At 54.6% G+C, this 18,180-nt stretch carries 18 protein-coding genes and 6 pseudogenes; 8 read left to right on the forward strand and 16 right to left on the reverse strand.

Annotated elements, in window-relative coordinates; genetic code table 11:
• From BHE85_RS27910 to BHE85_RS23760, 4 genes and pseudogenes are all read left to right on the forward strand, one after another.
• Positions 1-73 (forward strand): hypothetical protein (locus BHE85_RS27910; RefSeq protein ID WP_242412324.1); only part of this gene is annotated, 73 nt, incomplete at its 5' end.
• 26 nt (positions 74-99) lie between these two features.
• A pseudogene (locus BHE85_RS23750) lies at positions 100-447 on the forward strand (hydrolase); the annotation flags it as partial.
• Positions 444-548 (forward strand): annotated as a pseudogene (locus tag BHE85_RS27915) (hypothetical protein); the annotation flags it as partial. The pseudogenes BHE85_RS23750 and BHE85_RS27915, both read left to right, overlap by 4 nt.
• A gap of 253 nt (positions 549-801) precedes the next feature.
• A complete protein-coding gene (locus BHE85_RS23760) occupies positions 802-1,050 on the forward strand; it encodes a DinI-like family protein (protein WP_001217553.1) in 249 nt (82 codons plus the stop codon).
• Here the strand turns inward: BHE85_RS23760 and BHE85_RS27920 are convergent.
• Positions 1,047-1,142, reverse strand: coding sequence for a capsid protein (locus BHE85_RS27920; RefSeq protein ID WP_071844826.1), 96 nt, complete (start codon positions 1,140-1,142; stop codon positions 1,047-1,049). The two genes, BHE85_RS23760 and BHE85_RS27920, sit on opposite strands and share 4 nt — an antisense overlap.
• Before the next feature lie 43 nt (positions 1,143-1,185).
• Between BHE85_RS27920 and BHE85_RS23770 the strand changes: the two are divergent.
• Positions 1,186-1,510: pseudogene (locus BHE85_RS23770) on the forward strand (YkgJ family cysteine cluster protein).
• Positions 1,511-1,651: 141 nt separating this feature from the next.
• On the opposite strand, the gene BHE85_RS23775 reads toward BHE85_RS23770, so the two are convergent.
• The 10 genes and pseudogenes from BHE85_RS23775 to BHE85_RS23820 all read right to left on the reverse strand — a co-directional run bounded on the left by BHE85_RS23775 (position 1,652) and on the right by BHE85_RS23820 (position 14,016).
• Positions 1,652-1,864 carry a DUF4376 domain-containing protein gene (locus BHE85_RS23775; RefSeq protein ID WP_001114260.1) on the reverse strand — a complete coding sequence of 71 codons (213 nt, stop codon included), beginning with the start codon at positions 1,862-1,864 and terminating at the stop codon, positions 1,652-1,654.
• Positions 1,865-1,939: 75 nt separating this feature from the next.
• Positions 1,940-2,452: a receptor recognizing protein Gp38 gene (locus tag BHE85_RS23780; protein WP_039064088.1), complete on the reverse strand. Its 513-nt coding sequence runs from the start codon at positions 2,450-2,452 to the stop codon at positions 1,940-1,942.
• Between the two features lie 85 nt (positions 2,453-2,537).
• A pseudogene (locus BHE85_RS28550) lies at positions 2,538-3,945 on the reverse strand (prophage tail fiber N-terminal domain-containing protein).
• A gap of 64 nt (positions 3,946-4,009) precedes the next feature.
• Positions 4,010-4,609, reverse strand: a complete 600-nt coding sequence (locus tag BHE85_RS23790; RefSeq protein ID WP_001233068.1) for an Ail/Lom family outer membrane beta-barrel protein — start codon at positions 4,607-4,609, stop codon at positions 4,010-4,012.
• Between the two features lie 67 nt (positions 4,610-4,676).
• Positions 4,677-8,150: a phage attachment tail tip protein J gene (gpJ, locus tag BHE85_RS23795; protein ID WP_000515059.1), complete on the reverse strand. Its 3,474-nt coding sequence runs from the start codon at positions 8,148-8,150 to the stop codon at positions 4,677-4,679.
• A 240-nt stretch (positions 8,151-8,390) separates the two neighbouring features.
• A pseudogene (locus BHE85_RS23800) lies at positions 8,391-8,973 on the reverse strand (tail assembly protein).
• Positions 8,970-9,713, reverse strand: a complete 744-nt coding sequence (locus BHE85_RS23805; protein ID WP_004983163.1) for a C40 family peptidase — start codon at positions 9,711-9,713, stop codon at positions 8,970-8,972. Before BHE85_RS23805 ends, BHE85_RS23800 begins: the two are co-directional and overlap by 4 nt.
• 10 nt (positions 9,714-9,723) lie before the next feature.
• The gene (locus tag BHE85_RS23810) at positions 9,724-10,422 is read right to left on the reverse strand and encodes a phage minor tail protein L (RefSeq protein ID WP_004983175.1); all 699 of its coding nucleotides are present in this window, start codon (positions 10,420-10,422) and stop codon (positions 9,724-9,726) included.
• Complete coding sequence (locus BHE85_RS23815; protein ID WP_000807924.1) at positions 10,422-10,763, reverse strand: phage tail protein; 342 nt, start codon at positions 10,761-10,763, stop codon at positions 10,422-10,424. Before BHE85_RS23815 ends, BHE85_RS23810 begins: the two co-directional genes overlap by 1 nt.
• Positions 10,756-14,016, reverse strand: coding sequence for a phage tail tape measure protein (locus BHE85_RS23820; RefSeq protein WP_047930805.1), 3,261 nt, complete (start codon positions 14,014-14,016; stop codon positions 10,756-10,758). Before BHE85_RS23820 ends, BHE85_RS23815 begins: the two co-directional genes overlap by 8 nt.
• A gap of 44 nt (positions 14,017-14,060) precedes the next feature.
• On the opposite strand from BHE85_RS23820, the gene tnpA reads away from it, so the two are divergent.
• From tnpA to BHE85_RS23835, 3 genes are read left to right on the forward strand one after another with little or no spacing between them, the layout of a single operon-like run.
• Entirely contained in the window at positions 14,061-14,390 is a 330-nt protein-coding gene (tnpA, locus tag BHE85_RS23825; RefSeq protein ID WP_000042910.1) for an IS66 family insertion sequence element accessory protein TnpA, read from the forward strand.
• Complete coding sequence (gene tnpB / locus BHE85_RS23830; RefSeq protein ID WP_000950649.1) at positions 14,377-14,769, forward strand: IS66 family insertion sequence element accessory protein TnpB; 393 nt, start codon at positions 14,377-14,379, stop codon at positions 14,767-14,769. Before tnpA ends, tnpB begins: the two co-directional genes overlap by 14 nt.
• Positions 14,770-14,811: 42 nt before the next feature.
• Positions 14,812-16,377, forward strand: coding sequence for an IS66-like element ISEc49 family transposase (locus tag BHE85_RS23835; protein ID WP_000354985.1), 1,566 nt, complete (start codon positions 14,812-14,814; stop codon positions 16,375-16,377).
• A 134-nt stretch (positions 16,378-16,511) separates the two neighbouring features.
• Here the strand turns inward: BHE85_RS23835 and BHE85_RS23840 are convergent, their stop codons facing one another.
• From BHE85_RS23840 to BHE85_RS23860, 5 genes and pseudogenes are all read right to left on the reverse strand, one after another.
• A complete protein-coding gene (locus tag BHE85_RS23840) occupies positions 16,512-16,772 on the reverse strand; it encodes a hypothetical protein (RefSeq protein WP_000224021.1) in 261 nt (86 codons plus the stop codon).
• A 47-nt stretch (positions 16,773-16,819) separates the two neighbouring features.
• Entirely contained in the window at positions 16,820-17,101 is a 282-nt protein-coding gene (locus BHE85_RS23845) for a phage tail assembly protein T (protein ID WP_001234260.1), read from the reverse strand.
• Positions 17,102-17,124: 23 nt separating this feature from the next.
• The gene (locus BHE85_RS23850; RefSeq protein ID WP_000710952.1) at positions 17,125-17,499 is read right to left on the reverse strand and encodes a phage tail assembly chaperone; all 375 of its coding nucleotides are present in this window, start codon (positions 17,497-17,499) and stop codon (positions 17,125-17,127) included.
• Positions 17,500-17,513: 14 nt separating this feature from the next.
• A pseudogene (locus BHE85_RS23855) lies at positions 17,514-17,903 on the reverse strand (major tail subunit); the annotation flags it as partial.
• Positions 17,904-17,919: 16 nt separating this feature from the next.
• On the reverse strand, positions 17,920-18,180 hold a 261-nt coding region (locus tag BHE85_RS23860), incomplete at its 5' end, for an IS1 family transposase (RefSeq protein ID WP_000317683.1).

Below are 18,180 nucleotides of genomic sequence, written 5' to 3' on the forward strand. Positions count from 1 at the left end.
GGCGAGACGACGCTGCGACGTTCTGTTCGCCATGATGCGCGACGGGACTTTTTATACCCCGCAGGGGTCATAACATGCTTGACAACTTAATAGGGGCACTCCCCCGCTAAAGTGTTGCCCGAAAACTGGTGGCAACATCCAGCTGCATTAGGTGCAACTGACAGTGATATCGAAATCATCAAACGTCAGTGGGGTGCGTTTTACGGTACGGATCTGGAGTTGCAACTGCGCCGCCGAGGTATCGATACAATAGTGTTATGTGGGATCTCGACCAATATCGGTGTTGAATCCACCGCCCGCAATGCCTGGGAACTTGGCTTTAATCTGGTGATTGCCGAAGACGCCTGTAGTGCCGCCAGCGCCGAGCAACACAATAACAGCATTAATCATATCTACCCGCGCATCGCCCGTGTGCGTAGCGTGGAAGAGATCCTTCACGCGTTATGATTTACATCGGTCTACCGCAATGGTCGCATCCTAAATGGGTGCGGTTGGGGATCACCAGCCTTGAAGAGTATGCCCGCCACTTTAACTGCGTGATACGGAATTTTTAAAAATCACTAAAGAACGCCCAAGAGCATGTTTTTTATTTAGAAGAATCAAAGCGTTGTATTTCCATGTCATATAAAAATCGGCAAAGTTCATATGTAACAAAGTGTCCCAATCATGCCCCAAAATGCCCCACAACAAATATTTTTGCCCCATGCATGCCCCAAAAAATCACTTTCCTTCACCCTTAATACTGTTTATCCATACAGTTAAAAATGATACTGTATACAAACACAGTGTAGAGGGACTTTTATGCGTATTGAAATCTGCATAGCCAAAGAAAAAATGACTAAAATGCCAACCGGTGCTGTGGATGCGTTAAAGGAAGAATTAACCCGACGCATCAGTAAACGTTATGACGATGTAGAGGTGATCGTAAAAGCTACCAGCAACGATGGCCTTTCTGTTACGCGCACCGCCGATAAAGATTCAGCTAAAACTTTTGTTCAGGAAACTCTGAAAGATACCTGGGAGTCTGCTGACGAGTGGTTTGTTCACTAATTAGCACGTAAAATCGGTAACGGCTGGAAATCATTCAATACTCGCACTATCGGAAGTTCACCAGCCAGCCGCGGTACGTTCTTACATACGATGTACCGCTGTTCTCTTTACGATTTATAGCTGTACTGGTGAATTATGAGCAATCTGAATCCATGCATGACGTGTGGTGCCTGTTGTGCATTTTCCGCGTCTCTTTTTACTGGGCAGAAGCTGACGATGCTGGCGGAAAGGTTTCGGTCAGTCTCACTGAGCAAATATCTCCTTTTCATCGCTGTATGCGCGGCACCAATCAGAAAAATCCCCGATGTGGCGCTCTTGCCGGCCCCCCCGGAGAAAACGCATATTGCTCTGTTTACAAAAACCGTCCACATGCAGGGAATTCGCAATGTCCGGCGAAAATAGCATCGTAAATGAAGCATGTAATCGCGCACGGGAAAAATATGGATTTCCAAAAATCTGAATATTCTCCGCCGTGCAAAAATGCGAACAACATCACTTCACTAATCAACCTGACATGGCATACTTAGCACGCTAACTATGATAACAAACTAATACCCTAAAACTCATGGTTCCGGGACTGGTCGTGGTCCCGTTTTTTTATTCAGCCAGCAGGCCATCCGACAACATAACTGCGGATCGCCTTCAGGTCTGTCAGCGCCTCAACCTCGGCTTTCATCTGCAACTGCCGTGTATTAATCTCCACTCCCTTCGCAAACATCGCCTGCTCTGTCGCTTCACTCAGTGCCATCCATGATGCTGCCGTCATTGGCACATCATTATTATCAGCATCCGTCCGGAAAAATTTCTCTGGCAACTTAAAACAATATCCTATATATCCGGCGTCTCCGGTATGTAGAACGTGAAGTTTTTAAAATTATTTATTTACCATTTAACTAATTTTTAGATCCTGGGGTACTCCCGTCTTTTTCATTGCCTCCACGAAAGCGGAACTAACAGAACCTGACCAGTAATACTGGAACCCACTAACAACGCCCTGATAAATCATGGTTTGTGTAGCACCACCTACGTTTACGGTGATGTTAACTGCTTTACCACCGGCTAAATAAACAGCAGCTGTCGGTGTAGAGTTCGTCAAAAAGTGAGAAAGTGTAACGACAGCCCCTACCAGCCTCCCTGATCCGCAGCTTGCGGCGTTTGTAATTGTACCTTTACTTTTTTCTTCTAAAGGCCAGTCAGCGCCAACTGCGCCCCAGTTATCAACCTTGTCAGAGGATTTCCATTTATAGTACTCAGTTGCAATTTTACAGCCCATAGTTCGCCCAACCATTTGGCTCATCATAAAAGGTTTACTCAGTCCCAGTTTGGTTCCGGCGGCTCCCATCCACTGCTCACCTGTTTCGCTCTTAGCCGAAGAGCCTACCCATCCCGATGTTACCCCCATCTCATCTCCCCCTTCTGAATGCGTGGGGTGAGTGTCACCCCACAATTTAAATTCAGTAGAAACCAGAAACTACAACAGCTGTCGTTTACTTCTCCCGGAGTTCTTTAATCTCATGACGAAGTGTTTTAAAGCCCTCGACTAACAATGCAATTATGCCGTTGTAGTTAAGACGCAGACGTTTTTCACCAGATATAACGTCTGCGTCTTCAGTTACCAGTTCAGGCAATGCTTTTTGTGCATCCTGAGCAATTAAACCAACCGACGTTTGCCAACCGTCGGCAGAGTACTGTATCTCGTAAAGATAACCAGTAAGTGCCTCCAGACGATCTAACGCATTATCCAGTTTTACCAGATTTCGCTTGTTGCGTTTATCCGAACGGATCTGAATATCGTTAAATGAGCCGTTTCCGGTCACCGTCAAATTGCCATTAATACCACCATTAAAAGTTTGTGCCTGAGTCCATGTATTGGCAGTAGTAAGCAGTTCTGTTCCTTGCCCGGGGGCTCCTGTGTCTCCCTTCGGTCCCTGTGGCCCCGCCGGACCTGCTGGACCTGCTACTCCCGGATCACCTTTATCGCCTTTCGGCCCCGGCGCACCTGCCGGACCTGCTGGTCCAGCCACTCCCGGATCGCCTTTGTCACCTTTTGGCCCCTGCCGGGCCGGTGTCGCCACGCTCTCCTTTATCTCCCTTCGGCCCCTGAGGACCCGCGGGCCCCGGTTCCCCCTTTGGCCCGGGAGGTCCCACCACGGTGGGGATTCGGTTTACGGCCTCTTCCGCCGCTATCCTGCTTTGTTCCGCTGACTGTGCGCTTTCTGCTGACTCCCGGGCTTTTTCTGTTGCGGTCGTTGCATCCCTGACTGCATTACCGGCTGCACTTTCTGCCGTCTTTTTTGACAACTCAGCATCTGTTGCACTTTGTAATGACTCACTGGCTTTTTGAGCGGCCGCAGAGGCCGAGGACGAGGACGCCTCCTCTGACTGCTTTGCTGAGGCTGCACTTTCTGCCGCCTGCCGGGCTGACTCCGATGCATCCCCTGCTGAAGTGTCAGCATTTGCAGCGCTCTCTTCTGCCTGACTGGCTGATATGCCGGCATTCCTCGCTGACGTCTCCGCCTCTCCGGCATTCTTCTTCGCCTCCTCTGCGTTACGCACCACCTCTTCCACCATCAGTTCAAAGCTACGCAGTGCCTCCGGACGGGCATCATCCTCAGTCATGGCACCGAGAAAATCATTCAGCGTACCGGGTTGAGAATCTTCATACACGGTGATAGTCCCGGCATGTGACGGCGGGAATCCCTCCACCAACAGAATAACGCTGTACTGACCATACTCAACGTCCATACTGTAACGCCCGGCTTCATCCGGATTTTCTGAGGCCAGCGTGTTCACCACCACCGTGGTACTGTTACGTTTTGCTTTCAGCTGGATTGTGCAGTTCTGTACCGGTTTTCCTGTGCCGTCTTTCAGTACACCAGAAATCTTTACTGTCATATTCACCCCACAAAAAAGCCCGCCTGAACCGGCGGGCTGTCATGACACTGTGTTACCTGGCTAATCAGAATTTATAGCCGACACCCACGATGAAACCGTCAGTGCGCCAGTCGCCACTGCCGGAACCTTCATAAGCAATATCAATGGCCACGGATTCGGTCGGGTTAAACTGCACGCCAGCCCCCCACGCCAGAGACGTGTTGCTGTGGCGACCGTCATCACTTCCGGTCAGCACGTCGTGCGTTTTCCCCTTGTTGTCAGTTACGCGGAGATAATCCCCGGAGAAAGTCGACACACGGCTGTAAGCCACACCCGCCATCGCATACGCGCTGAACCATTCATTCACGCGCACAGACGGCCCCGCCATTACGCTGAACCAGCGGTTACGAACGGAATCCTCATGCCAGCGGGTATCGCTGTAGTGCGTTTTTTTCTCATCTTCAGCATTGGCATAACTGAAGGACGTAATCAGCCCCAGCGCGTCCGTAAACTCATAACGGTATTTCACGTTAATCCCGTTCAGATTATCGCTGCCGGGAGCGTTCGTACGGGCATGAAGATACCCCGCGCTCAGTGTGGACTGATGTTCAGACGCCCATGCAGGCGCACCGGATACAGCCAGACAGATGGCTGCGGACAAAATGGCTGCACAAACTTTACGCATAATTACCTCTCGCTTTTCTGCAATAAAAAAGGCGCCATTTCTGGCGCCCGTATATGGGTTATAAAATTCAGCTGATACTGATGCCTGCGGTGGCTTTCTTCATCACCACAACCAGCAAATCGCTGATACTTGCTGTGGGATACCAGTTATTCACCAGCCATGCTGATACCGAAAACTCCAGCGTCATGTGACCGTGACCGGCAGGCATATCAATAACGCAACTGTAAATCAGCGTATTATCCAGCGCGGTACGGTTATAAATTTCAGCACCGTTTTTCCGCACTATCAGACGGCATGAGGAGTAAATATCAGTATGCTCTCTCTCATGCTTAGCGCCGCTGAATGCCACCGCCGGAATAACAATTTGCCGGTCAAAAGGCTGATCGTCATAAATCCTGACGGTAACGGTCCCTGATGGCCACCGCTCCGGTGCCCGGGAGTCCCGCGGAAAAGCCTTACCCACTGTTTTAACGAGATCGCCTTCAATCTGGTTCGCGGACAGTTTTCCCAGAACCCGGCAGTTCTCGTTAATCGTGACGTTGTTGAGCGTCCCGGAGTTCGCATTCACGTTACCGCTGATATCAGCATTTCTTGCGGTCAGCCTGCCCTCCGGCGTCAGGGAAAACGTCGGGGGATTGCCGGACGAGGTGATACTCACCGCAAACAGCCGCTTCAGGAACACATCGTTCATGAACAACTGATTCCCCTGCGCCACAAATAACGGCGTGGTGTTGCCGTCCTCCGGGTTAATCATCGCAATACGGTCAGCCAGCAGCAGTATGTTGCTCAGGGGCTGGCCATCAGTATCCTCAATCCCCGCTCCAATACCGGCAACATAGGGTATGCCATTTTTTGTTTTCTGTACCTTCAGCATGTAAAGTGCAGCAAGGTCATCATTTGTGTCCTTCTGCACGCGCTGTATCTGCTGTATGGTGGCGCTCTGGTCCTCCAGCGTTTTACTGACCGTCTGTGTGATTTCATTGCGGGTTTCGGTGATGGTGGTCTTCATCTCCGCCATCTCATCCGCAAGCTGGCTGTTGTCTATCAGCTCCCACAGCCCCTGAGCCAGATGCAGTTTTCCTATTTTTTCCCGAAACAGCCCCAGATACCCTTCTGCATCATTGCTGGCCCGTCCACTGGCCTCCACAAAAGCAGATTTCCCCACCAGGTTGACGCTGCGCACGTAAAACCAGAAATCCTTCCCGGGCTTAATGTGCGGGCCGGATACACTCCACTGACTGCCGGTCCCCAGATAACGGGCAGAGGTTTCCACCTGAGATGTGTCTGCGATTTTTGCCTCCGAAAACCAGAACTCAAACTGTACCGTCGGGTCATACACCGCAAGACGCGGTACCGCTGTTATCTGAAAATACCCCGGCGTCAGTTCAATGGTGGCGGGTTTTGCTGGCGCGTTAATCCGGAAGGTGGTGGTGGCCGGTTCGCCCTGCTGGCCATAACTGTTAATTGCCCTGACTGTCAGGGTGTATTCCCCGAGCGGCAGACCACTGAAACGATGCTCTGTATCCGCAGTGATAGCGGTGGTCACCAGACGGCTGTCTTCTCCGCTTCCGCTGGTCAGTCGCAGACTGAAGCGCACCCCCTTCACCACCCGCGGCGTGTCCCATTTCGCCTGTGCCAGATACTGGCCGTCAGCTGCGCTCACCTCCACCGTCAGGTGCTGCACTGCCGGTGGGATGACGCTGTTCAGGGAGCCTGACTGCGGCTCAAAGCGGGCACCGTTATCCACGATGGCTTCTTTTTCCGGTACGTGCTGCACCGCCGTGATGGCAAAGGTGCCATCCGTGTTTTCCCGGACGGAGACACAGCGGAACAGGCGACGGCGCAGTGACGGCAGGGAGAGTCCCCACACCCCGTATGTCTCCACACCATCAGGCAGGGTACTGACCTGTATCCGGTCCGGCGCGGGGTGTGCGGTGATGTCCACACTCACCGGCTTACCACTGCCGTTAATCAGGTTCACCGCCGATGTACCTGTCTCCGGCAGGGTAACCTCACGGTCCAGCGTCAGGGTGCGGGTGGCAGCATCAATGGACAGGACACGTCCGCCGGTCATAGTCCCAGCATAGTCGTTATCACAGATTTCAATAATGTCACCCGGTGTGTGACGCAGCCCCTGTGACCCGAGCGTGAAGTCCACCGTCTGCGTTTCCAGCAGTCCGGTCTTTATCACCCACAGACCTGCACGGTGAGCCTGACCGCGGCAGGTACAGCCAAACGCATCCATCTTCAGCAGGTTGCGTCCGTAGCGCAGTATGGCTTCCGGGTCTTCCACCAGTTCCGTGGAGGTCTGCCAGCCGTTCTGCGGGTCGGTGTAATTCACCTCCACCGCCGTGTGCCGGTCCTTCAGGGCACTGAAGCTGTAGCGGAATCCCACGCCGTTATCATCCACCACCACATCGCTGTTGGTGTACGGCCACACCACATCCGACGGGCGGTCCTGAACGAACGTCAGCGTCTGACCGTTCCATACCGGCATACAGCGCATCGCAGAGCAGAAATCACTGAGAACGTCCCACGCCTTACGCTGTTGTGCCAGGTACGCATTAAAGGTCATCCGCGGCTCGGTCCCCCCGAAACCATCCGGGACCGTCTGGTCGCAGTACTGCCCGATGGCATACAGCGCCCACTTGTCCACATCCGCCGCCCCCAGACATTTTCCCATGCCGTAGCGCGGGTGAGTCAGCATGTCCCACAGGCACCAGGCCGGGTTGTTGCTGTATGCCGGTTTCAGACTGCCGTCCCAGATACCACTGTACGTGCGTTTTTCCGGGTCATAGTTTGACGGCACCTGGATGATGCGACCGCGGATATGGTAGTTCACCGTCATCTGCTGACCACCAAACTGCTCCGCATCCACCTGCATCCCCACAATGGCCGTGTTCGGGTAGCACTGTTTCACATCGATGATTTCGGTGTATGACGACCACAGCGTTCTGTTCTGCAGCTGGTCCGTGGTGCTGTCCGCCGTCTCCCTGACCATCCGGATGTTAAAGGGGCGGGGAGGCAGATTATCCAGAATCACCGACGCAAGGAACTGTGAGGTGGTCTTGCCGTTAATGGTGACATCCTTTTCTGTCACCCAGTTACCGTTACGCTGTAACTGAATCAGCAGACGGACAGAGGACGGATTACGGTCACCCTTTGACGTGGTCTCCACCAGTGACTGCACCCCGAAGGTCACCCGCAGGCGGTCAATGTTCGCTGACGTAATGGTGCGTGTTACCGGTTTTGCCCTGGTCACTTCGACACCCAGTACAGTTTCAGAGCCGGAGGACTCAAAGCTTTCCGGTGGTGTCTGCTCCTGCTCCCCGGCACGCCAGACCGCGGTCACACCGTGTATCACGGGATTACCGTCCGTGTCCGTCAGCGGGGTTTTGTTCACCAGAATACTCTGCAGGCCTTTCACCGGGCCTTCTATCGGTCCCTCACCAATCGCATCAATCACGCTCATCATCTGCGTGGATTTGAGATTGTCTTTCGCCTCACGCGGTGTGTGCGCCCTGCCGCCACCTTTGCCCATTACATCACCTCTTACCGTGATAATTGTTCACTCACAAAAACAACAGGCACCTCACCGGGTGCCTGCGTCATGACGGAATAAAATTTCTGAATATCTTCACATTTTCACACACTGACTGTGGCGCTTATAATTTCGCTGCGTTAGTGTTTTTTTGCCCGAGTAACAAAAACAACTCCTTCACATTGATCTTCATTTGTCTGTCCCCGCAGCTCCGCGATCACTGCGGGATTTTTTTATGTTTTATCCCTGTCGCCCGATAACCACGACCTTTCCGCCCCCGCCTTCATCACGGGTGCTGATGTCCTGGGATATACGGCGGGAGCCAACCAGCATTTCCCCGTAAGGCACCGGCATCGGGTTCCCCTGGGCAATCATGTTATCCAGCGAGGAAAAGTACGTGTTCTGTCTGCCGTTATCCGTTGCGCGGTAATCCGGTGTTTTTGCCTTCGGGGCCAGCATCTGGGCCACACCGCCCAGAATCATGCTGGCTCCAAGTGAAAACAGCATCGTGGTGGCAGAAAAACCACCGGCTGCCAGGGCTGAACCCCATAACGCCATTGATGCCCCGGCCAGTGAAGAAAGAGCCCACGATGCTGCCGCCCCCAACCACAATCTGCAGTCCACCCTTTCCGGCCCCGGCCAGTCGCGGCACAATGTGGATGACCGTTCCCTCACCCAGCTGTTTGTGAAGACGGGCATACACCGCCTCCGGTGCCGTGTCATCACCGGCAATACGTATCTGGTACCAGCCTTCGTTCATCTGACGGCGAAAGCCCGGCATCTGCATCGACAGGGCGCGAATGGCTTCCGCTGCCGTGTTCACATACAGGCTGAGGCGGCGGCCAAATCGTTGCAAATCCCCGTGAAGGCAGATGCGTGCCAGTGGCGGTGACGCCAGACAGAATGCGTTCGTCGTTGCCATTTTTCGGAATACCTCTCCCGTTTACTCAGTTGTTCAGGCAGATGGTGAAGCAGCTCACCGTTGCCGCAGTAAATGGTGGCATGGTTCGGTACCGAAGCACCAAAGCAGCACAGCAGAATATCGCCCGGCGGTGCAGAGGACAGGGGCACCCGGTAAAAGCCGGTGACCGCCATATTGTCCAGGTACAGGTTCTGGCCGTTGCGCCACCAGTCATCCTCGCGATGAAAATCCGGCATATCAATTCCCGCCAGATGGTATGCATCCCGGAACAGCGTGTAACAGTCCGTCACCCCGTGCTCAAAGCGCCGTCCTGTCAGATGTGGCACACAGCGGAATTTATGAATTTCCCCCCGGCAGACCAGCCACCAGGGCAGTGCGCTTTTTATCTGCAGCCGCCGGTCAGCCTCGCTCAGCCAGGGCAGCTCACCGGGATGACTGTGGACCAGTGCCACAATCTCCCCCTGCATCTCTGCCCGCAGCCAGTCTTCCGGTGCGATACGAAAATACGCCTCCGGCTCTGCAGAAATATTCACACAAGGGATATACCGCTCCCCCTCCGGCGTGCTTATCACGAAGCCGCACGACTCCGCAGGCGCACACCGCCGGGCATGCGCCAGAATCGCTGATTCAGTCTGTGTCATAAATCGGGATTTACTGCGAAAGTTTATTAATGGAAAGGAAACCGCCAAAATTGCCGACATTCCTGCGCAGTTCACACCCGCGCATGCACTTGCTGCATCTGTCCTTACGGATATCCGTGGTGGGTTTATCGAACTCATCCGCCACAGCCCCGCCCGTGTAACCACACTCATCAGAGCGGTAGGTCCACATACAGGTGTTCGCCAGCATGATACGACCGGGAAACAGCGCCCCGTCCGTCTCGGTCGGTGTAGCCAGCACAAACGAGGCCGTCATGGCTGTCAGCTGCGACATCTGCTCCACCACCCAGCGGTCACTCAGCTCCTGCTCCGGGTCCGCCTCCGGATTGCCCGCAACGAAATTCACCGCATCCAGAAAACGGGCATACACCCGGCGGCGGACCACCGTGGCCCCCACCAGACTCTGCAGGTCTTCCGCCATCCCGGTGACCAGACCGAACAGATTGGACACCGTCAGCGACGGTCTGGCACTGCTGCCCCGGCCGTTCATCTCAAAGCCGCTGCCGTCAATCGGGTATGCCTCATACTTACGCCCCTGCCAGGTGACCGGCTCCCCTTTTTCATTCAGCTCATTACAGAAAAAATACCGCTCACCACCCTGCACCGTCAGGTCAATTTCCCAGAGTACCACCCGCGGTGACTGCTCTGATTTAACCGACTCGCTCAGACTTTCTTCGTGAATATCCTGCATCAGTTCACCACCTGCTCAATCGTACAACTGAAATCACTGTACCTGGCGTTATCTGTGACGCTCCACTCCCGGCATACCACCCTCACCGTCCGGTTATGTTTCGGCGGTCGCCACAAAAAGGCACGGTAACCACCATGCCACGATAAAAACTCTTCCAGCCATCGCCGGGTCGCCTCATCCGTCACCCGGAACACCGCCTGAAACGTCTTCAGTCGGGCATTAAGTCCCGTCGGGCGGCGCTGTTCATAACCGTCACCAAACCGTACCCTCGCCACCGACGGTTTCTCACTCACCTGCATCCCTTCACGCGGGACCAGATGCAGCGTTTTTATCTCAGCCACTCAGCATTCCTCCGTCACGTCGCATGGACAGCATCACCGCCTGCACCCGCTGGTCAATCAGTTGCACAAGGCTGCCCGCAGCTTCCGGCCCTATCTGGCCATTAGTCCCGTCATTCTGAATGGCGATATGGTAGACCGGGGAATACACCAGACCTGCACTGCCGTTCATACTGCCCACCGCTCGCACACCCAGCGAGCCATCCGCCGCCCGGGTCAGGGGCATAATGGCTTCAGGACCGGCCTCCCCCATCAGTCCCGCCCCTTTTGCAAAGGCAAAGTACGTGGGCGTATCCACAATACTGTTGCTGTACGCACTCAGGTTTGCCGAGGTATACACACCGCCTTTTGCATTGGCCACCGCACCGCCCAGCCAGCTACCAATACTGCCGATAAATCCTCCCGCTCCGGACATACTGTTTGCCGCCGTCTTGATCCCGTTGACAATCGCGGCATTCATAAGAACTTTTGATATTTCCTGCAGCACTGATGAGGCCCAGCTGCGCCATTCCACTTTATTTCCGTTCAGCATCTCCGTGATGTTATTCACCATCCCTGAGATACCCTCCGTCGCAAGCTGTGCTGCCTGTGAGGCGTAATCGGACGCATTATCCACCCAGTTACTGAATCCCTCCTGCAGCCCTTTCTGCCAGTCCGCACGCTGCACATCCGATTCGGCATAAAAGGCTTCCTGCTCTTTCAGACGTTCACTCAGATACTGCGCGTTCTGTGCCAGAGCCTGTCTGTAAAAATCCTCACTGATATCCCCGGTCTGATACTGAGACTGAAGGTCCGCATCCTTCTGGCGGAAACTGTCGCGGATCTGCTGCAACTCCCGCATGCGTTCACGGAGCCGCTCTCCCTGCCCGTACCCCAGCAGTTCCGCTTCATTTGATGCACGAGCAGCCACATTATCATTCTTCAGGGTCTCTTCCCGGGACCGCAACTGCTCCCGGATTTTTTGCTGGTCAATCAGGGCCGCATTGCGCAGCAGTTCCTGCTTCTGCATCTCCGTCAGGGTTTTCAGTTCGCCCTGCGCAGTCTGGTATTTCAGCTTCGCCAGCTCTGTATTCTGCCCCGCCAGTGCCAGTTGCTCTTTCTGCTGCTTCAGCAGCCGGGAAAAACTGTCTTCCGCTTTTTCCGTCTCTGATTTTCCACCCCGGGATTTGGGTTTATTCGCCTCGTTATTGCGCCAGGCTTCCAGGGCATTACTGATATAACGTTGTCTCGCCTCCTGATACGGATCACCCACAAAACCGAGGTCATCCGCCGCATACCCCAGTCGGACACGCTCTTTTTCTTCCCCTTTCAGTCTGGACAGGGCCAGCTCACGCTCTGTTTTTGTCAGGGCACTCTGCTGTTTATCATCCAGAGTGGCCTGTGGCAGCCGTAACGGCACATTCACCAGTCCCTGCCGCTGCTGAAGCAGTTCATTACCCAGCCCCAGCAGACGGTTGAATTCCGTATGCTGACCGTTCATAACCAGCATGGACTGGTACACCTTATTCTGCTCTGCCGCCTGCTGACGAATTAACGCCACACGACGGTCTTCCAGCCCGGCAAGCACATCCTGAATGGACTGCGCTTTTTCCTGCATCAGTGCCAGACGGGACTGCTCAACGGCAAGCTGCTCTGTTGCCTGAGCAAGCCCTTCCGTTACGGTCTTCACCGAGGTCAGATGGTTTATCATGAATCCGTCACCGGTCGTCCAGCCCGGGTTCGCCAGAACATACTGATATCCTGCGATTTTTTCCTGCAGGGATTTCACCCGACTAGCCTGTTCATCAATCAGCCGGTTCTGCTCTGTCAGCGCCGCCCGTGTTCGTCCTTCATTATCTGAGGCTTCAGGCAAAGACATTGACGGCGTTTTATGCGCGATTTCATCTATCGTCAGTGCATACTGGCGTGCAGACTCCCAGGCCTGCTCCTGATTCTGGTACAGCGTGTACCATGCTGCAGCCCCCAGCATCACCAGTCCGGGTACGCCACCAACCAGCCCCAGCGCACCGCTCATCAGACGTGAGCCCACCGCCGTTGTACTGTTCAGCGCATTCTGGGCGGCGCTTCTGGCAGCAATATTTCTGTTCAGGCGTTCCTGTGTGGCCGCCAGACGGGCCTCTGCAGCAATCTGCATCTCCGTCCCGCGGGCTGCCGCCACAGCCTGCTGAGCACGGTACACGGCTGCCCTTGCCCGCGCCGTGGCAATCTGCGTTCCCCTGAACTGTGCTTCCGCCAGTGCAACTTCATTACGTGCAGCCGTCACAAGTCCTGCCGTGGCAGACATCGCTCCGGAGGCCATATTGCCAAAGTACCGGGCAACCCCGACGGCAACCAGCGCCCCCACAGCTGTTGCCACATTATCAATCTGTCCGGCAACACCGTTCAGCACGCCGGAGAGCGTTTTTGTCACCCCGCAGGCCTCATTCACTTCGCCCACCCAGGCCATAAAGGCGTTTTCCACCTTCGTGATACTACCGGAAACCGTTTCCGGCATGGCCGCATATTCATCACGTAATATCCCCAGCTGGCTGATTAACGCAGGGACCACTTTATCCGCTGTCAGTTTTCCGTCATCCGCCATTGCCTTCAGATCTTTACGGGCCACACCCATCCCCGCAGCAAGCGCGCGGATCACCCGGTCGCCATTTTCGTTAACAGCATTAAATTCTTCGCCACGCAGTACACCCTGTGCCAGTGCCTGGCTGAACTGGGTGATCACCGAACCGGATTCCGCAACTCCAGCCCCTGACAGTTTCAGTCCTGTCGAAATGGCCTCCGTCACCTTCAGCACATCATCAGCACTGTAACCATATTCACGCATCGAGGCAGCCGAACGGGCAAACAGGGCCGCATTATCCGAAAACGCGGTACCTGTTCGCTGACTGATATCCATCAGCACTTTCTGTGATGACGAGAATTCATCCGATGACTGAGATGCCTGTTTCAGACGGGCATTCACGGAACCCCACTCATCGGCCAGCGAAATCAGGTGTCCGGTGGCAAAGGCACCGGCAAATGCGCCAGCCATTCCGACAGCAGAACCGCGAATTTCCGTCAACTGACTGTTCAGTTCTGCAAGGGCGCGGCGCTGTTCCCGTGCGGCAGCAGCGGCATGACGTCCGCCATTCTGCAGGGTCCGGTAATATTCACTGCCCATACGGGACGCCCGCTGGATCTCCGACTGGAATGACTGTGAATTTGCCGAAATTTTGAGTGTCGTTACGGGGAAGTCATCTTCACAGGGATCTTCGGTCAGTTAGTATTACCGACATCCATTCACCAACTTACCGGAGATAATCGATGTCAAAACCCCGATGGACCATTGAACAGAAAAGGCAGCACGTTGCTGCCTGGCGCGCCAGTGGTCTTACACGTCAGCAATACTGTGAACTCAACGATATTCCCTTCACATCACTTCGCGAATGGCCGCAGGATGTCGCAAAAGCTGAACGCCGGGCAAATGAACCGACCGTTCTTCCCGTTCATATTGCGCCACCACTGCATGCTGATGTACCACAGCCCGTCACGAATGAGCCAGTCACGCTCTTCCTTCCCGGTGGAGTACGGATGTGCTGTCAGCCGTCACAACTTACCGATGTCTTCAGGGCACTCAAATATGCTCAGTCCTGATAATGTCTTCATCGCAATTAAACCTGTTGACATGCGCCGGGGCATCGACTCACTGACGCAGTATATACAGGATGAACTCCGGTCGACATGGCATGAGGGAGCCGCCTTCGTCTTTGTTAACAAAGTCCGTTCGCGTATCAAAGTTCTCCGGTGGGATAAACACGGGGTGTGGTTGTGTACCCGCCGTCTGCACAAAGGCAGCTTCCGCTGGCCACGTGCAAATGACGCTGCCTGGCACCTCACTCCCGACGAGTTTAACTGGCTGATTGCCGGTGTTGACTGGCAGCAGGTTAAGGGACATGACCTGACGAAATGGGTCTGGCAGAATGAACCTGAACTGCGCCCTGAAAACACGAAAAATACACTGCTAACTCAGTGAAAAATAATGAATATCCGTATCTGGAGTGGTATACTCCCCTGTATGGATATCTCCGCTCTCAACACCACGAATGACATCGAAAAACTGCGTGCTATGGCACTTGCCATGGTACAAGAAGTCATGTCGGAGAATGCCGAAAAAGAGCGGGAATTACTGGAGAAAAGCCGGCGCATCCAGCTTCTGGAAGAAATGCTGAAACTGGTTCGTCAACAGCGCTTCGGAAAAAAATGTGAAACGCTGGCTGGTATGCAACGCTCCCTATTCGAAGAGGATGTTGATGCCGATATCGCCGCGCTTACCGCACATCTGGATAAACTGCTCCCGCAATCCCCTGAAGAAGATGAAAAAGCGTCCCGTTCACGCCCGATACGCAAACCCTTACCGGTTCATCTTCCACGGGTGGAAAAAATGATCCAGCCGGACACTGACCATTGCCCTGAATGTGACGAGCCGCTGCACTATATCCGCGATGCGGTGAGTGAAAAGCTGGAGTATATTCCCGCTCACTTTGTGGTGAACCGTTATGTCCGTCCGCAATACAGTTGTCCCTGTTGCCAGAAGGTGTTCAGCGGTGAAATGCCGGCACATATCCTCCCGAAAAGTGCCGTTGAGCCATCAGTCATCGCACAGGTGATCATCAATAAATACGGTGACCACCTGCCTCTGTATCGCCAGCAACAGGTCTTTGCCCGTTCAGATGTCGGGCTGCCCGTCAGTTCGATGGCTGACATGGTTGGCGCGGCGGGTGCCGCATTATCTCCCCTGGCGGCGTTACTCCATCGCGAGTTGATAAACCGTCCGGTGGTGCATGCAGATGAGACTACCCTGAAGATCCTGAACACGAAGAAAGGCGGTAAATCCTGCTCCGGTTATCTGTGGGCATACGTCAGTGGAGAAAGGACGGGACCGTCAGTTGTGTGCTTCGACTGCCGGACCGGACGTAGCCATGAGTATCCTGAAAACTGGCTTCAGGGCTGGGGCGGGACGCTGGTTGTCGACGGACATAAAGCTTACCGGACTCTGGCAAACAAAGTGCCGGAGATCACGCTGGCCGGATGCTGGGCCCATGCCCGCAGGGGCTTCGCCGACCTGTATAAAATCAGTAAAGATCCACGGGCTGCCATAGCCGTGAAGAAAATCGCGGGGTTGTACCGTCTTGAGAAGAAGATCAGTAGCCGCCCCGTGGAAAAAATCCGCCAGTGGCGACAGCGTTATGCCCGTCCGATACTGGAAGAACTGTGGTCATGGCTTGAAGAGCAGGAACCGCAATGTTCTCCGGGAAAGGCATTACACAAAGCTATTGCCTATGCGCTGTCTCATCGCGTGGAACTGAGCCGCTTCCTGGAAGATGGTGCGGTGCCGCTGGATAATAATGTGTGTGAACGGGCCATCAAAAACGTGGTTCTGGGCAGAAAATCGTGGCTGTTCGCCGGTTCGCAGATGGCGGGAGAACGCGCCGCGCAAATAATGAGCTTGCTGGAAACCGCGAAACGCAACGGTCTGGAGCCGCATGCCTGGTTGACAGACGTCCTGATGCGTCTGCCGGAGTGGCCGGAGGAGCGACTGGCAGAGTTGCTGCCTCTTGAGGGATTTACCTTCTCCGGGTGAGTGATACCTGCCGTCAGGTGTTCGTGCACCGGGCCATAACCTGCAGTCGGGAGTTGAACTCCTGACGGCAGGAAATGAGCCAGACCAGCAACCACGCGGGCTGACAGCGAATAAGAACCTGAATCAGCCCGGAGTCATTCCCGGGTCAGTACATCATCACCTGCAATTAATCCCCGAGTCAGTACTTCGCGGCCTGACGCGATCACGCTACTCAGTACTTCAGAGCCCGCCTCCGGTACCTGCCTGGCGATCGCCTCTGTGCAACAAAATAAATCAACCGTTATCAAACCACGAGCGTTCGTATGCGCCGCCGATGACGCGCGCCTGAAAAACGCGTCAATATGAGTTCCCCGGAAGCTTACAATTTTGATAATCAGTTCACGTAACGTCGCCATTCACCTTTCTCCGGGCGTAAAAAAACCGCCTCAGCGGTTCTCATCATTCATGACTGTGCTGCAAAGCTCAGCGCGTCTTCCAGCGCCGCAAACGGATCCACCTCCGGCTTATCCTCATCCTCGCCCCAGCAGAGCATGACGTCCTTCAGTGCAACATTCATCCCCTGTGCCCCGAAAACCGCTTTCACGATCTGTGCATTACGGATATCCCCGCGCTCATCACCCAGCGGGGATATCCTGTCGAACTCCATCCACATCATCGCCTCGCTCGCACTCAGGCTGTGGCGCAGTTCGGATAAGGTGCGCCCCAGACGGAGCGCAAGTCGCATCAGAAAGCGAATTTCCGGGCGGGCTACTTTTTTCTGGCCGACTCTGCATCAGCGATCAGTTCCAGTGCCTGACGCAGCAACCGGGCATGTACCGGACCATAGACGGCCAGCACCTGCTCACGGTCGTCCGGAGTGAACACCCGCTGCAGGTCCGTATCACACAGGACATCGCAGAACAGCGTCACATCCGCTTCCAAGTTACGGCGGGTTTTCGCCACCACCGACAGGGTATCGTCATCCTCTCCATCACCATTGAGCACTTCCTGCCACAGATACCAGGCCTCTGCCGAAGGCTCCCGCAGCACCACGCTGACATTCCCCCATTCCGGCACCTTCACCGTTTTATGACGAAACCCTGACAGTCTGGCCAGCGCCAGCGTTTTCAGATCCTTTTTCATGATGACCCATCCCCTTATCCGGCAGCTGCGCTCACTGTCACGGTGCATTCAACAGACGTCACACTCTGTGCTTTCTCTGCCGAATCGGTCACCACGCAGGTATATTTCCCCGCATCAGCGGACTGCGCACCTGGCTTACTGAAGGTGTCTGTCGTCTGCCCGTCAACCGGCTGACCATCCTTCTTCCAGGCGTATTTATACGGCGGCATTCCCCCGTTGGCACTGACTGACATTGTCAGCAGCGCACCGGTATTCACGGTAAGTGTCTTATCCAGATTTTTCACAAACGCCAGCGGTACCACAAAGGACACCGGTTTGCCTTTCAGACGCAGTGAGAACGTTGCAGCCACCACACCGTTGGTACCGGATGACCAGGTGTGCTGACGCACTTCCGCCAGGAATTTAGGTAATGACTCCAACTTACTGATAGTGTTTTATGTTCAGATAATGCCCGATGACCTTGTCATGCAGCTCCACCGATTTTGAGAACGACAGTGACTTCCGTCCCAGCCTTGCCAGATGTTGTCTCAGATTCAGATTATGTCGCTCAATGCGCTGAGTGTAACGCTTGCTGATAACGTGCAGCTTTCCCTTCAGGCGTGATTCATACAGCGGCCAGCCATCCGTCATCCATACCACGACCTCAAAGGCCGACAGCAGGCTCAGAAGACGCTCCAGTGT

Origin of the sequence: Shigella sp. FC1567 (assembly GCF_001743015.1) — a bacterium.
GTDB lineage: Bacteria > Pseudomonadota > Gammaproteobacteria > Enterobacterales > Enterobacteriaceae > Escherichia > Escherichia coli.

Excerpts from the sequence above, each read along its gene's own strand:
- BHE85_RS23850 (WP_000710952.1), bottom strand. The coding sequence starts at position 17,499 with ATGAAAAAGGATCTGAAAACGCTGGCGCTGGCCAGACTGTCAGGGTTT.
- BHE85_RS23840 (WP_000224021.1), bottom strand. The coding sequence starts at position 16,772 with ATGGCGACGTTACGTGAACTGATTATCAAAATTGTAAGCTTCCGGGGA.
- BHE85_RS23810 (WP_004983175.1), bottom strand. The coding sequence starts at position 10,422 with ATGCAGGATATTCACGAAGAAAGTCTGAGCGAGTCGGTTAAATCAGAG.
- BHE85_RS23780 (WP_039064088.1), bottom strand. The coding sequence starts at position 2,452 with ATGGGGGTAACATCGGGATGGGTAGGCTCTTCGGCTAAGAGCGAAACA.
- tnpB (WP_000950649.1), top strand. The coding sequence starts at position 14,377 with ATGCTCAGTCCTGATAATGTCTTCATCGCAATTAAACCTGTTGACATG.
- BHE85_RS23845 (WP_001234260.1), bottom strand. The coding sequence starts at position 17,101 with ATGCGACTTGCGCTCCGTCTGGGGCGCACCTTATCCGAACTGCGCCAC.
- BHE85_RS23805 (WP_004983163.1), bottom strand. The coding sequence starts at position 9,713 with ATGACACAGACTGAATCAGCGATTCTGGCGCATGCCCGGCGGTGTGCG.
- BHE85_RS23835 (WP_000354985.1), top strand. The coding sequence starts at position 14,812 with ATGGATATCTCCGCTCTCAACACCACGAATGACATCGAAAAACTGCGT.
- BHE85_RS23790 (WP_001233068.1), bottom strand. The coding sequence starts at position 4,609 with ATGCGTAAAGTTTGTGCAGCCATTTTGTCCGCAGCCATCTGTCTGGCT.
- tnpA (WP_000042910.1), top strand. The coding sequence starts at position 14,061 with ATGTCAAAACCCCGATGGACCATTGAACAGAAAAGGCAGCACGTTGCT.
- BHE85_RS23760 (WP_001217553.1), top strand. The coding sequence starts at position 802 with ATGCGTATTGAAATCTGCATAGCCAAAGAAAAAATGACTAAAATGCCA.
- gpJ (WP_000515059.1), bottom strand. The coding sequence starts at position 8,150 with ATGGGCAAAGGTGGCGGCAGGGCGCACACACCGCGTGAGGCGAAAGAC.